This window comes from Tabrizicola sp., from assembly GCF_034366665.1.
Classification (GTDB): domain Bacteria; phylum Pseudomonadota; class Alphaproteobacteria; order Rhodobacterales; family Rhodobacteraceae; genus Tabrizicola.
Genome location: NZ_JAXMMF010000029.1, coordinates 1 through 13,914, shown reverse-complemented (window position 1 = coordinate 13,914; position 13,914 = coordinate 1). Strand labels below are relative to the sequence as shown.

General features: G+C 64.3%; 13 protein-coding genes. 2 read left to right on the top strand and 11 right to left on the bottom strand.

Translation table 11 applies throughout. The features are described from left to right. Positions 1–6 precede the first annotated feature (6 nt). Complete coding sequence (locus tag U1E69_RS03430) at positions 7–882, top strand: glycosyltransferase family 92 protein (protein ID WP_322242885.1); 876 nt, start codon at positions 7–9, stop codon at positions 880–882. Positions 883–930: 48 nt separating this feature from the next. Next, positions 931–1,206: a hypothetical protein gene (locus U1E69_RS03425; protein ID WP_322242884.1), complete on the top strand. Its 276-nt coding sequence runs from the start codon at positions 931–933 to the stop codon at positions 1,204–1,206. Here the strand turns inward: U1E69_RS03425 and U1E69_RS03420 are convergent. The 11 genes from U1E69_RS03420 to U1E69_RS03370 form a co-directional block, all read right to left on the bottom strand. Then, positions 1,203–1,673, bottom strand: a complete 471-nt coding sequence (locus U1E69_RS03420) for a hypothetical protein (protein ID WP_322242883.1) — start codon at positions 1,671–1,673, stop codon at positions 1,203–1,205. The genes U1E69_RS03425 and U1E69_RS03420 overlap by 4 nt on opposite strands. A gap of 138 nt (positions 1,674–1,811) precedes the next feature. Beyond that, a complete protein-coding gene (locus tag U1E69_RS03415; RefSeq protein WP_322242882.1) occupies positions 1,812–2,183 on the bottom strand; it encodes a hypothetical protein in 372 nt (123 codons plus the stop codon). An 11-nt stretch (positions 2,184–2,194) separates the two neighbouring features. Next, entirely contained in the window at positions 2,195–4,189 is a 1,995-nt protein-coding gene (gene rpoD / locus U1E69_RS03410) for an RNA polymerase sigma factor RpoD (RefSeq protein ID WP_322242881.1), read from the bottom strand. 93 nt (positions 4,190–4,282) lie between these two features. After that, complete coding sequence (dnaG, locus tag U1E69_RS03405; protein WP_322242880.1) at positions 4,283–6,211, bottom strand: DNA primase; 1,929 nt, start codon at positions 6,209–6,211, stop codon at positions 4,283–4,285. 103 nt (positions 6,212–6,314) lie between these two features. After that, positions 6,315–7,616, bottom strand: coding sequence for an FAD-binding oxidoreductase (locus tag U1E69_RS03400; RefSeq protein ID WP_322242878.1), 1,302 nt, complete (start codon positions 7,614–7,616; stop codon positions 6,315–6,317). Beyond that, a complete protein-coding gene (locus U1E69_RS03395) occupies positions 7,616–8,971 on the bottom strand; it encodes a glutamine synthetase family protein (RefSeq protein WP_322242876.1) in 1,356 nt (451 codons plus the stop codon). Before U1E69_RS03395 ends, U1E69_RS03400 begins: the two co-directional genes overlap by 1 nt. Positions 8,972–9,011: 40 nt before the next feature. After that, the gene (locus U1E69_RS03390; protein ID WP_322242875.1) at positions 9,012–9,716 is read right to left on the bottom strand and encodes a type 1 glutamine amidotransferase; all 705 of its coding nucleotides are present in this window, start codon (positions 9,714–9,716) and stop codon (positions 9,012–9,014) included. 140 nt (positions 9,717–9,856) lie between these two features. Beyond that, a complete protein-coding gene (locus U1E69_RS03385) occupies positions 9,857–11,191 on the bottom strand; it encodes a glutamine synthetase family protein (RefSeq protein ID WP_322242910.1) in 1,335 nt (444 codons plus the stop codon). A gap of 183 nt (positions 11,192–11,374) precedes the next feature. Then, positions 11,375–12,202: an ABC transporter permease subunit gene (locus tag U1E69_RS03380; protein ID WP_322242873.1), complete on the bottom strand. Its 828-nt coding sequence runs from the start codon at positions 12,200–12,202 to the stop codon at positions 11,375–11,377. Next, entirely contained in the window at positions 12,199–13,077 is an 879-nt protein-coding gene (locus tag U1E69_RS03375) for an ABC transporter permease (RefSeq protein WP_322242871.1), read from the bottom strand. Before U1E69_RS03375 ends, U1E69_RS03380 begins: the two co-directional genes overlap by 4 nt. Before the next feature lie 52 nt (positions 13,078–13,129). Beyond that, positions 13,130–13,882 carry a transporter substrate-binding domain-containing protein gene (locus tag U1E69_RS03370; RefSeq protein ID WP_322242870.1) on the bottom strand — a complete coding sequence of 251 codons (753 nt, stop codon included), beginning with the start codon at positions 13,880–13,882 and terminating at the stop codon, positions 13,130–13,132. Positions 13,883–13,914 lie beyond the last annotated feature (32 nt).

Below are 13,914 nucleotides of genomic sequence, written 5' to 3'. Positions count from 1 at the left end.
GTTCGGATGGCCGACTTCAGCATAGCACTTTGCGGGATTGTGAAGAACGAGCTTCGGTCCGTGGTCGAATGGCTGGCCCATTACAAGGCGCTGGGGTTCACCGACTTTGTGATCTACGACAACGAAAGCACCGACGGGACCGGCGAGATCCTTCAGGCGCTTGACGACGCCGGAGAACTGATCCGGATCGAATGGCCGCATGCGGTCGGCTTGCACCCGCAGCGCCTAGCCTACGAGCACATGCGCAAGGGCTCGGTCGTGGACTGGATCGCCTATTTCGATGTCGACGAGTTCCTGCTGCTGCGTCAGGACGCGACCATTACCGACTTTCTGCGACGGTTCGACGATGATGTGGGCGCGATCGCGATCAACTGGGTGGCGTTCAACAGCGGCGGGCAAGAGCGGTATCGTGCGCTTCCGGTCATCGAGCGCTTCACCGAAAGCCTGCCGCGCCGGGCCCGATACAATCGCAGCATGAAGGCCATCGGCCGCCGGGAAAAGCTGTCCGGCACGGGTATCCACCGCGTGGCGGTGCAAGAGGGTCGCTATGTCACACCGTCCGGGCAGGACGCGCAGTTCGTGACCGGCCAGATCATGCGGGGGCTCGACGTCGAGGTGGCGGTGCTGCACCATTATCTGGTCAAGTCGATGGAAGAGTTCGAGGAAAAGCGCAACCGCGGGCACGCGAATTCGCAGGACCCCGAACGCAAGCGCACCAAGCTTGATACCCGTCTGGCCGAGGCCAACGCACCCGGTCGGCGCAACACCGACATGGTGGCCTGCTCAGGCCGGATGCGGGCCGAGGCGATGCGCCTGCGCGCGATCCTGTTGGAGGCGGGTCTGTTCTATCCGGTCTGGCCTTTTGTCGAGGACACCGAGTAGCGGGAAATCCCGCATGAAAATCGTCACGCTCGTGTTACGATTCCATGCATGTGGCGGCGACTCATCCCTTTCCTGGTCCTTGCGACCCCTGCAGCGGGGCAAAGCCCGATTGCCGAAGTGATCTGCGTGCCCCGGGCCGAGCTTGTCCAGCGGCTGTCAGGCGCCAAGCTGACGGGGTCGGGCCTGCGCGACGCCGAGACGGTGATGGAGGTCTGGACCCGGGCCTCGGGCGACTGGACGCTGGTGCAAAGCCATGCCAATGGCACCGCCTGCATCCTGGCGATGGGTGAGGCGTGGGAGGCGGTGATCCCGCCGCCCGCCTAGTTGCAAAGGCCCCAGGTCTGGTTTTCCAGGTCCCAGCACTGGCCGATCCCGGCCTTCAGGTCGTAAAGCCCGTCCATCGACGTGGCTGTGCCCCGATCGCAGGTCAGTTCGGCCACCGTTGCATCCCCCTGCAGGACCCGCACCCCGCCGGACCGCGGCTCGGTCGCCTCGGGGTCGCGTTCGACGCTGGTCCAGACTTCGTAGGTATAGCCGACGTTCTGGAAGGCGACCGTCTCCCACAGACTCGAACCGATGCCGGGCCAGGGGGTGAAGGCGACGGTTTCCAGGCGTTCGTTCAGGAAAAGCTCGGGCTTGCCCTCGGGTCCGTAGGCGTAGGTGAGCATGCCCTTCCAGTAGCAGACCTCCAGCGTCTTGGCGCCGATCTGGCAGGAGAAGGCCTCGTCACCCTGGCAGGCAGCGTGCGCCGGGGTGGCAGCGAGAAGGGCAAGGAAAAGGGTTGCGCGCATGGGGGCCTCCGGATTTGCAGGGAGTGTGCGGCGGAGGTGTCGCCGGCACAAGGTCAGGTTTTCGGCCAATTGCGGTCGGGGGACTTGCGTGTCGGCTTTCGCGCGTTGCCGTTGGCAGAGAGCAACGTGGAAGGGTTATCAGCCTTCGCCAACATCGGCCGATTTGACTAACTGAAGCCAACGAAGGGCTGTCGCCGCATCCGCGATGCGCAAGGTGATTTCGCCACTGCTGGTCAGACGGGCATCCGGGAAGGTCGTCATCACCATGTCCGGCGTGATCTTGCCCCGGCGTAGCTCGGGCTTGCGAATGTAGGTAAGCACCCACTCGTCCGCGGGAGCCACGGCAAAGCAGAACTCTTCACCGCGCTTGATCCGCAGGCTGTTAAGAAAGCCCTGCTCGTGCGCCACGACAGAGAAATCCCCTGCCGACGAAAACCCCTCGACGATCACGTCAAAAGCGGCTTTCGCGTCGGCAGAGGCGATTTCGTCGCGCAGATCGGCGATGTTCAAGACCTGCTCACTCACTGATCCAGGAAGCTGCGCAACTTGCGGCTTCGCGACGGGTGCTTCAGCTTGCGCAACGCCTTCGCCTCGATCTGACGGATGCGTTCGCGGGTAACCGAGAACTGCTGGCCGACCTCTTCCAGCGTGTGGTCGGTGTTCATGCCGATGCCAAAGCGCATCCGCAACACGCGTTCTTCCCGGGGCGTCAGGGACGCCAGGACGCGGGTCGTGGTTTCCTTCAGGTTCTCCTGAATGGCGCTGTCCAAGGGCAGGATGGCGTTCTTGTCTTCGATGAAGTCGCCAAGCTGGCTGTCTTCCTCGTCGCCGATCGGCGTCTCCAGCGAGATGGGTTCCTTGGCGATCTTCATCACCTTGCGGACCTTTTCCAGCGGCATCTGCAGCTTTTCGGCCAGCTCCTCGGGCGTCGGTTCACGGCCGATCTCGAGCAGCATCTGGCGCCCGGTGCGCACGAGCTTGTTGATCGTCTCGATCATATGGACCGGAATACGGATCGTGCGGGCCTGGTCGGCGATGGAGCGGGTGATCGCCTGACGGATCCACCAGGTCGCGTAGGTGCTGAACTTGTAGCCGCGGCGGTATTCGAACTTGTCCACGGCCTTCATCAGGCCGATGTTGCCTTCCTGAATAAGATCAAGGAATTGCAGGCCCCGGTTGGTGTATTTCTTGGCGATCGAGATCACCAGACGCAGGTTCGCCTCGACCATTTCCTTCTTGGCCTGACGCGCCTCTTTCTCGCCCTTCTGGACCTGGTTCACGATCCGGCGGAATTCGCTGATGTCGACGCCGATATACTGGCCGACCTGCGCCATTTCGTTGCGCAGTTCCTCGACCTTCTCGCGCGACCGTTCGATCAGCGCCTGCCAGCCGCGCCCGGCCTTCTTGGCCATACGGTCCAGCCACGAGGGGTCAAGCTCGTACCCCTGATATTCCTGGATGAATTCCTGCCGGTTGATCCGCGCGGCGTCGGCCAGCTTCACCATGCCCGAGTTGATCGACATGATCCGCTTGTTGATGCCGTAAAGCTGGTCGATCAGCGCTTCGATGCGGGAGTTGTTCAGGTGCAACTCGTTGACCAGAAGCACGATTTCCGACCGCAGCTTCTGATAGGCAGCCTCGTCGGTGGTCGAGAAGCGGTGCGTGGAAGACAGCGTCGCATCCATCCGCAGCTGCTGCATCTCGGCCAGCTTGTCATAGTCGCGGGCGATCAGGTCCAGCGTTTCAAGGACGCGTGGCTTCAGCGCGGCCTCCATCGCGGCCAGCGACATGTTCGAGGCCTCGTCATCCTCGTCCTCGTCCATCTCGGCCATGATGGGGTTGCCGTCGGCGTCCAGTTCCGGCTCGGCGCTGGCGGACCTGCGAGGGGCCGCTTCTCCCACGCCCACTTCGTCCAGGGCCGCACCGTCCAGTTCACCTTCCTCGCCGTCCAGCGACCGCCCGAAGGTGGCTTCCAGGTCGATGACGTCGCGCAGCAGGATCTCTTCGGACAGAAGTTCGTCGCGCCAGATGATGATGGCCTGGAAGGTCAGCGGGCTTTCGCAAAGCCCGGCGATCATCGTGTTGCGGCCGGCCTCGATCCGCTTGGCGATGGCGATCTCGCCTTCGCGGCTGAGAAGTTCGACGCTGCCCATTTCGCGCAGGTACATCCGCACCGGGTCGTCGGTGCGGTCCAGCGTTTCCGTCGTGGTGCCCGCAACGGCGATCTCGCGGCTGGTGGAGGTTTCGACAAGCTCGCCCGCTGGCGCTTCGCCTTCCTCGACCTCTTCGTCCTCGATGATGTTGATGCCCATCTCGGAAAGCATCGACATCACGTCTTCGATCTGCTCGGACGACACCTGTTCGGGCGGCAGAACCGTGTTCAGCTGGTCATAAGTGATGTAGCCACGCTCTTTCGCGTCGGCGATCATCTTCTTGACCGCCGCCTGGCTCATGTCGAGCGAGACGTCCGCGTCGTCGGTGTCCGGCTTGGCGTCGTCGGTGTCCTTGAGGGCCATGGGGTCTCCATAAGGCGAATCAGGTCGTAAAAAGCGAATCGAGGCGGGGCTGGTCGAATCAATAACGCGAATCAGGCCGGGGGAAAGGCCGAATCAGCGGTTTTTCTTGACCCAGACCTGGCTATCGATCAGGGATTGCAGATGTCTTGACAGTGCGGTGCGGTCTTCGCCCAGGTCCGAACTGTCTTTGGCGCCGCCCTTTTCCGACCGGTGGCGGGCTTCGGCGGCCTGGGACAGCCGCCAGGTCAGGCCTTCGTCAGGCAGGCCCTCCATATCCTCCATTGCGTCTTCGATTTCCCGGCGCGCGCCGCGGCGGGCTTCCAGCTTGGCCAATTCCTCGGCCAGGCAGAGGGCGGCAAGCTCGTCATCGTCGCGGTTGCGCACCGGGGGGGCGATGGCGACATGGGGACGCGCCAGTAGCGCGTCAAGGGCCGCGGGCGCCGATTGTGCGATACGGTGGTGCAGGTCGGGCCAGTCTGCCCCGGCGAGGATCATCTGGCGCAGGGTGTCATGATCCTCGCCGGTGAGGTCCAGGCGTTCCAGCGCGGATTCGAACCGGTGGATCAGCGTCGGGTGCAGGATGCAGGTCGCCAGGATCACCGCTTCCCGCAGGATCTCGTCGACCGGGCCAGAACCCTGGGCCAGAAGCGACGACCGGGTCGAGGCAAGCGCCCCGCCGGGAGGCGCATACTTGCCGCGACCACGGAAGGGACCGGGCTGGAACGGGCGGGCCTGGCCGGTGCCGAACAGCTCCAGCCGCAGACGCTTCATTTCCTCGGCATAGTGGCTGCGGATTGACTGGTCGGCGATGCGTGCCAGGTGGCCACGCAGGATCTTGTCCAGCGCGGCGCGGCGTTCGGGGCTGTCGAAGACGCGGCCTTCGGTTTCGCGCTGCCACAGAAGCTGGACCATCGGTTTGGCCTGATCCAGCACCGCCTGCATGGCGGGCACGCCTTGTGCCTTCAGAAGGTCGTCCGGGTCCATCCCGCCGGGCAGCACCGCAAAGCGCAACGCCTTGCCCGCCTCCAGCAACGGCAAGGCCAGGTCTATCACCCGCTGCGCGGCCTTCAGGCCTGCGTTGTCGCCGTCCAGCGCCACGATGGGTTCGTCCGCGATGCGCCAGATCATGCGGAGCTGCTCTTCCGTGACAGCGGTGCCAAGGGGCGCGATGGCGGCGGTGAAGCCAGCCTCAGAGAGGGCGATCACGTCCATGTAGCCTTCGGCCACGATCAGGGGCTTGCCCTTGCCCGCCGCCTCGCGCGCGGGGGAGTGGTTGAAGAGGTTGCGGCCCTTGTCGAACAGCTCGGTCTCGGGGCCGTTGAGGTATTTCGCCTGGACATTGGGGTCCAGGGTCCGGCCGCCCAGGCTGATCGGGCGGCCGCGGGTGTCGTTGATCGGAAAGATGATGCGCCCGCGGAAACGGTCGTAGAGCGAACCGTCGTCGGCCTTGGCGACCAGGCCCGAGGCGACCATCAGGTCCGGCGAAATGCTCTTCGAGGCGAGATGGCCCATCAGCGCGGTGCGGCTGTTCGGGGCCCAGCCGATGTCCCAGCGGTCCCAGGCGGCCTCGGACAGGCGGCGCTTCTGGGCAAGGTAGGTCCGCGCCTCGGCCCCGGCATTGGTCTTCAACTGCAGGCGGTAGAACTTGATCGCCTCGTCCATCACCTGTTGGAGGAGGGTCCGCCGATCCGCCCGTTCGGCGGCCTTGGGGTCGCGGGCGGGCATCTGCATGCCCCCTTCGCGGGCCAGAACCTCGACCGCTTCCATGAAGCCGAGGTTTTCGGACTCTTTCACGAAGGTGACGGCATCGCCCTTCGCGTGGCAGCCGAAGCAGTAGTAGAACCCCTTGCGGTCATCGACGTGGAAGCTGGCCGATTTCTCCTGGTGGAACGGGCAGGGCGCCCAGAAATCGCCCTTTGCCATGTTCGACTTTCGCATGTCCCAGGTGACTTTCCTGCCGACGACGGAGGAAAGCGTGACACGGGTGCGAAGCTCGTCGAGGAATCCGTTCGGCAGGGACATGGGACAGATATGGCGCTTAGCGCCCGGCGAGTCGAGGGTGGAAGCCCCGGGGGCCGGCCCCCGGACCCCCGGGATATTTTCGGACAGATGAAGGGCGGTCGGATCAGAGGCCCAGGCGGTCGCGCATTGCGTACCAGGTCATTGCGGTGACGAGGAGCGGCCAGCGCAAGGCCGCGCCTCCGGGGAAGCGGTGCTGGGGCAGCGAGGCCATCAGGTCGAAGCGCTCCATCTGGCCAGCTGTCGCTTCGGCCATCAGCTTGCCTGCCAGGGTTGCCATCGCAACACCGTGGCCGGAGTAGCCAGAGGCGGAGAGAATATTCTGGCCGGGACGGGTGAAGCAGGGCATCCGGTTTACCGTGATTGCCAGTGTGCCGCCCCAGGCGTAATCGATCCGGGTCTTGGCCAATTGCGGGTAGACCTGCAACATGGGCTTCGAGACGGTCCTGATGATGTCCGGAAAGCGGTAGCCGTAGGATTCGCCCCCGCCGAAGAGGAGGCGGTTGTCTTCCGACAGGCGCCAGTAGTTGACGACAAAGCGGGTGTCGGCGACGGCGACGGGTTCGGACAGAAGGTCGCGCGCTGCTTCACCCAAAGGTTCCGTTGCGACGATGAAGTTGTTGATCGGCATGACCTTTGCCGAAACTTTGGGGGAAAGCTGACCAAGGTAGCCGTTGCCTGCTAAAACCACCGTCGCGCAGTCGACATGGCCCGAGGACGTACGGACCACGGGCCTTTGCCCCGGCTCGACCCGGTGAACTTCGCTTTGCTCATGGATGCGCACGCCGGCCTTTGCCGCCGCCTGCGCCAGACCGATGACATAGTTCAAGGGATGCAGGTGGCCCGCGTCGCGGTCGATCTCGCCGCCGACATATTCGGTCGACCCGATCAGGCGGCGGATTCCGGATCTATCAAGCGATTCAAGGTGCTGGTAGCCGTAGTCGCGCCGCAGCTTTTCGGCGTAAGCGTGAGTCTCGCGCACCTCGGCCTCGGACCGGCAGGCATGGGCGATGCCGGGGTGGAAGGTGACTGGCATGGCGTGGTCGCGGATCAGGGTCTTGACCAGGGTCTTGGCCTCTTCCGCCATGTCCCAAAGCCGATGGGCGTTCTCGCGGCCCACTGTCTTTTCCACCCAGACCTGGTCCTGCCGCTGGCCGCTGCCGACCTGCCCGCCGTTGCGCCCCGATGCACCAAAGCCCACCCGATGCGCCTCCAGCACCACGACGTCAAAGCCCTTTTGCGCCAGGTGCAGCGCCGCAGACAGCCCGGTATAGCCGCCGCCCACCACGCAGACATCGGCTTTCGTCGTGCCTTTCAGGATCGGAAACCGGTCCAGCGGAGTCGCCGTGGCAGCATAATAACTGGCGGGGTATTCGCCCCGCCGGTCGTTCACATGCAAGAGGTTCATCAGACGTTCAGCAGGAGATGCTCCCGCTCCCAGGGGCTGATGACCTGCAGGAACTCCTTGTATTCGTTGCGCTTGACCGAGTCGTAGACCTTGACGAAGTCGTGGCCCATCACGCCTTTCAGCGCCTCGTCCTCGTCCAGCAGGTCCAGCGCGTCGCCCAGGTTGACCGGGATATCCTCGCTGTCGATGTAGGCCGAGCCGGTAAATTCCGGCCGCGGCTGGGTCTTGTTCATCAGGCCAAGATAGCCGCAGGCCAGGGTCGAGGCGATGCCGAGGTAGGGGTTGCAGTCCATCCCCGGCAGGCGGTTTTCCACCCTGCGCCCGGCGGCGCTGCTGATCGGGATCCGAAGGCCCGTCGTGCGGTTGTCGCGGCCCCATTCCAGGTTGATGGGCGCGGCGAAGTCGGGGACGTAGCGGCGGTAGCTGTTTACGTAAGGCGCAAACAGGGCGACCGCGCCCGACAGGTGCTTCTGCAAGCCGCCAATGAAATGCATGAAGGCTTCGGTCTCGACCCCCTTCGATCCGGCGAAGATGTTCTTGCCGGTCCGGGTGTCCACCACGGAAGTGTGGATGTGCATCGCCGATCCGGGTTCGCCCGCGATGGGCTTGGCCATGAAGGTCGCAAAGCAGTCGTGCCGCAGTGCCGCCTCGCGGATCATGCGCTTGAAGAAGAAGACGTCGTCGGCCAGACGGACGGGGTCGCCGTGGGCGAGGTTCAGTTCGATCTGTCCTGCGCCGCCTTCCTGCAGGATGCCGTCGATCTCCAGCCCCTGGGCTTCGGCATAGTCGTAGATGTCGTCGATCACCTTGCCGTATTCGTCTACGGCGGACATCGAATAGGCCTGCTTGCCCGCCGCGCGCCGACCTGACCGGCCCATCGGAGGGATGACCGGCATGTTGGGGTCGATGTTCCGGGCGGTCAGGAAGAATTCCATCTCGGGCGCGACGACGGGCCGCCAGCCTTGCGCGGCATAGAGGTCCACGATCCGGCGCAGCACGTTGCGCGGGCTGAAAGCGATCAGGTTCCCCTGCTGGTCCTTCGCGTCATGGATCACCTGCAGCGTCACATCCGCCGTCCAGGGAGCGGCGGTCGCGGTGGACCAGTCGGGCTCCAGCACCATGTCGGGTTCGGTGAAGGCGTCAAAGGGGTTGTCGGCCCATTCGCCCGTGATGGTCTGCAGGAAGATCGAGTTCGGCAGGAAGTAGTTGGTCTGCTTGCCGAATTTTGCGGCGGGCATCGCTTTGCCCCGCGCCACCCCGGCGATGTCGCCGATGATGCATTCCACTTCGTCTACCCGGCGGTTGCCGATGTAGTCACGCGCTGCCTCGGGCAGCTGGTCGGTCCATTTGGACATGAGTCACACTGGTTGGGGGTGGCCCCCGCGGCCGAACGGGTCAGGCGCGGAGCTTCTCGGCCCCAGTTTTCTCTTGGTGGGTCAGAAAGAATTCCGCGATCCGGTCGGCCATCGACGGGCTGTCGAGGGCTGTGTCGAGCCGTTGGGTGGCATCGGCAAGAAGCGCGTCGGGGACCAGACCCGGCCCCCGGTGCTGGATCAGCCCCGCCATGAACTCCTTGCGGAATTCCGGGTGGGGCTGGACGGTGAACATGCGGTCGTCATAGAGGAGCGCCGCATTCTGGCAGAACGCGGTGGAGCCGAGGACCTTGGCCATTTCGGGCTTTTGCACCACCTGGTCCTGGTGCCAGGCGTTCAGAGTGTAGGTCTGGTCGCCGAAGTCGTATTCGGTCGGACCGACCGACCAGCCGCCCGCGTATTTCTCGACCTTGCCACCCATCGCCTGGGCGATGATCTGGTGGCCGAAACAGATGCCCACCACTGGCACATGCTGGGCATAGGCGCGGCGGATGAAGTTCTCCAAGGGGGGAATCCAGGCGTGCGGCTCATAGGCCCCGTGGCGCGAGCCGGTGATCAGCCAGCCGTCGCAGTCGTGCACGTCTGCGGGAAACTCGTTGTGCAGAACGGCCCAGCGGCGGAAGGTCAGGCCGCGGCCCGCCAGCAGTGTCTCGAAGAAATCCGGATAGTCGCCCTGGTCGCGCAGCGCGTCGGGGCTTTCGCCAGTCTGAAGGATGCCGATCCGCATCTTGGTCCCTCTGGTTTTACTCAAGGTGGGTGCGAAGGGTGGGGGCGGTCAAGGGGGTTGTCCGGGCTGCTCGTCGTGCGGCTTCGCCTTCTCCTCGCCGCGGGGCTTGCGACGAGGAGACGAAGTCGAACGAGGAGCGGTCAGACCGTATCGAGGTAAAGTTCCAGCCGCTCTTCCGCCGAAAGCTCGGCGATGTAGTGCAGCTCCTGCCGCTTGGTCTGCACCAGGTTGCGGATCAGTTCCTTGGGCAGGAAGCGATAGAGGATGTCCGAATGTTCGAACGCCTCGATCGCGGATTCCCAGTTGGCGGGGATCTGTGGCAGGTCCATCGCGTAGGCGTTGCCGGTGACGGCGGGCGGCGGTTCCACCTCGTCCTCGATGCCGCTGAGCGCAGCACCCAGGATCGCGGCCAGCATGAGGTAAGGGTTCACGTCGCCGCCGGCCACACGATGCTCGATCCGCCGGGCGGCAGGGTTGCCGGCCGGGATGCGGATTGCGGCGGTGCGGTTCTCATACCCCCACGAGATCGCGGTGGGCGCGTGCTTGTCCGGGACCAGGCGTTCGTAGCTGTTGAAATGGGGCGCGAAAAGCAGGGTGGAATCGTGCATCGCCGCCAGGCAGCCAGCGACGGCATGACGCAGCTGCGCGGTGCCTTTCGGGCCGCCGGAATCGAAGATGTTGTCGCCTTTCTGGTCAAGAACCGAGAAATGCGTGTGCAGGCCGGACCCGGAGTATTCCGAATAGGGCTTGGCCATGAAGCTGGCGGCAAAGCCGTGGCGCCGGGCCAGACCCTTGACCAGCATCTTGAACAGCCAGGCATCGTCGGCGGCGCGCAGGGCGTCGTCGCAATGCATCAGGTTCACCTCGAACTGGCCAAGGCCGGTTTCCGACGTGGTGGTGTCGGCCGGGATGTCCATTGCTTCGCAGGCGTCATAAAGATCGGTGAAGAAAGTGTCGAAGGCGTCAAGCGCGCGGATCGACAGCGTCTCGGCGGCCTTGCGGCGCTTGCCCGAGCGTGGGGAGGCCGGGACCTGCATGGTCTTGCCGCTGTCGTCGATCAGGAAGAACTCCAGCTCCATCGCGCAGACCGGGGTCAGGCCCTTGGCCTTGTAGCGCTGGACGACAGCGTTCAGCGCGTGGCGGGGGTCCCCCTCGTAGGGGGTGCCGTTTTCGCGGAACATCCAGATCGGCAGCAGCGCGGTCGGAGCCTCCAGCCAGGGCATCGGCATGAAACCGCGTTCGGTGGGTTTCAACACGCCGTCGGCGTCGCCCTGTTCAAAGACCAGCGGGCTGTCGTCGATATCCTCACCCCAGATGTCGAGGTTGAGGACCGAGAAGGGAAAGCGGGTTCCGCTTTTCACCACATTCTCGGCAAATCGGGCAGGGACGCGCTTGCCGCGGGCCTGCCCGTTCAGGTCGACGGCGGCCACACGAATGGTCCGCACGTCAGGGTGCTTTCTCAGCCAATCCTTCATCATGTCGTCACGAGGTAAAGGCACGACCCCCGCGCCCGCGACCCGAAAGCCGCCCTCTGCGCAGGATGGGACCATGCCCTTGGTCCTTCCCCTGTTTCGATCTCCTCTCCCACGCGGGCCATGTTTTCGGCGTTTCCACGGGGTCCGGGCGGGTGCCCGAATAATTTGATCAAAAGTAGCCTACTACCGGATCAACTGTGGACGCAAGCGGATTCTGCTGCGCACGTTCGACGGCAGGTGTCGGTTCAAGTGCCGGTTGACCCTTCCGTAGAAGAAAGTGACGGCCAGGGTCAGCAGGATGAAATAGAAGGCAACGATGGGGTAGGGGACGAAGGGGTTGAAGGTCGTGTCGGCGAAATAGTTCGCGTAATACAGCGCGTCGCCCTTTTGCCCGAAGGCCGGGAAGCCGCTGAAGAAGACCAGCGTCGTGGCATGAAAGAGGAAGATCGCTTCGTTGGTATAGGCCGGCCAGCCCAGCCGCAGCATGGTCGGCCACTCGATCCGGATGAACTTCTTCCAGCCGGTCAGGCCGTAAGCTTCTGCCGCCTCAAGGTCGCCCTTCGGGATCGACTTCAGCGCTCCGTGGAAGATTTCGGCGGAATAGGCGGCGGTGTTCAGGAACAGGACCAGAAGCGCCCCGGCCCAGGCCCGGGTGGTCCAGGCGGTGTTGAGGTGGATGCCCAGGATATCGACGCCACCTTTGGGCAGCATCACCAGCGCCTCATAGGCCAGGAAGAACTGGATGAAGAGAGGCGAGCCGCGGAAGATGAAGACATACCATTCGGCGGGCTTGCGGATGAGCGGGTTGCGGGCGTTCTTCGCCAGCGCGATGGCATTGGCCAGAAAGAACCCCGCCACCAGCGCCAGCACTCCGAAGTAGATGTTCCACAGCATCCCCGACCCGATCAGGGTGAACTGCTGGCACAGCGTGAAGTCCGACCGCGGCAACAGGTTCTCGCCGATCCCGATGGACCGCAGGCCGTAAGCCTGGATGGTTTCCCAGCAGGTCATGCGCCCGCCCTCCGCAGGGCTTCGCCGCCCGCTGTGGCCTGGCCGTGGCTCAGGCGGCGGGTGATGCGGGCGATGCCGATCTCGGAGACGCGAGTGAAGGCGAGGTAGAAGACCATCAGCCCAAGGAAGTACCACAGCCGCCAGTCGCCATGCGGATACTCATAGGCCTGGGTCTTGGACCCTCCCAGCTCGCGCGCGTAGTAGACGATGTCCTTGACGCCCAAGAGGAACAGCAGCGGCGTGGCCTTGATCAGGATCATCCACAGGTTGCCAAGCCCCGGCAGCGCATAGACCCACATCTGCGGGATCAGGATGCGGCGGAAGACCTGGGCCCGGCTCATCCCGTAAGCCTCGGCTGTTTCCAGCTGGGCGCGGGGAACGGCGTTCATTGCGCCGAAGATCACGTTCGCGACGAAAGCGCCGAAGACGATGGCGAAGGTCACCACGGCCAGCATGAAGCCGTAAGCCTGGTGCCAGAAGGGCGAGGATTTCGCCAGCGGGACCTTGGCCTCGGGGCAGACGCGGAACTCCAGCCCCTGCCAGGGCCAGGCATGATCCGCGCAGACCGCCAGGCTTTTGGCGTATTCGATGACCTGGTCCAGCGCGATGACGAAGAAGAGGAAGAAGATGATGTCGGGCACGCCCCGCACCATCCAGATGTAGATCTTGCCCAGCCAACTGACTGGCGCAATGTGGGACCGGGCTGCAGTCGCGCCCAAAAAGCCCATGCCAAGTGCGGCAGGCGCGGTGATCGCAAGCAGCAGAAGGACGGTCAGGAAGGACCAGTAGAAGTCGATATGCTTGCCCGAGGTCAAATAGCAGGCGGCCCAGGTCAGGCCCTCGATGGCTTTCGGATCGGCGCAGGCTTCGAACATTCGTGGGTCCCGTCAGGAAAGGGGCGGGCCCGAAGGCCCGCCCGGTCAAGGCTTAGCAGCCTTCCTTGCCGGCGTCGCCCCAGGTCTTTGCCTCGGGCCCGAAGTATTCGGCCTTGGTGATCATCGCATCCAGCGTGCCGTCGCACTTCATCGACTTGATCGCCGCGTCGAACTTTTCGCGCAGGGCGTCGTCGCTGTCGCGGAAGCCCAGACCCACGCCGCCACCGATCGCTTCCTCACGCTCCAGCAGCACCAGCGCGCCGCCGGATTCGTTGGCCATCGGCACCAGGTAGTCCTTGTCGGCCAGCACTGCCACCGCCTCGCCGTTCTTGACGGCGGCCACGGTTTCTTCGGGCGTCGCGTATTCGACCAGCTGCATCCCGTTCTCGGCGATGAACGAGGCCTGGATCGTGCCGGTCTGCGCCGCCACCGGGCCGGACATCAGGTCGGTGTCCGCCGACAGCGCCAGATAGGACGACGAGGCCGGAGGCAGGTAGCCCGCGCTGAAGTCGATCACTTCCTCACGCTCGTCGGTGATGCTCATCCCCGCGATGATCACATCATAGTTGCCCGACTGCAGGTTCGGGATGATCGAATCCCACTCGTTCGTGACCCACTCGCAGGTCAGGCCCGCACGTTTGCACAGCTCGTCGCCGAACTCGCGCTCGAAGCCCGCGACTTCGCCGGCGTCGTTGATGAAGTTGTAGGGCGGGTAGGCGCCCTCGGTCCCCAGGCGCACGATGTCCTGGGCAGAAGCCGCGCCGGCGATGGTGGCCAGAGCGGTCGCGATCAGCAGTCTTTTCATCCTTGTGTCTCCCTTAACGTCGGATGGAGGAA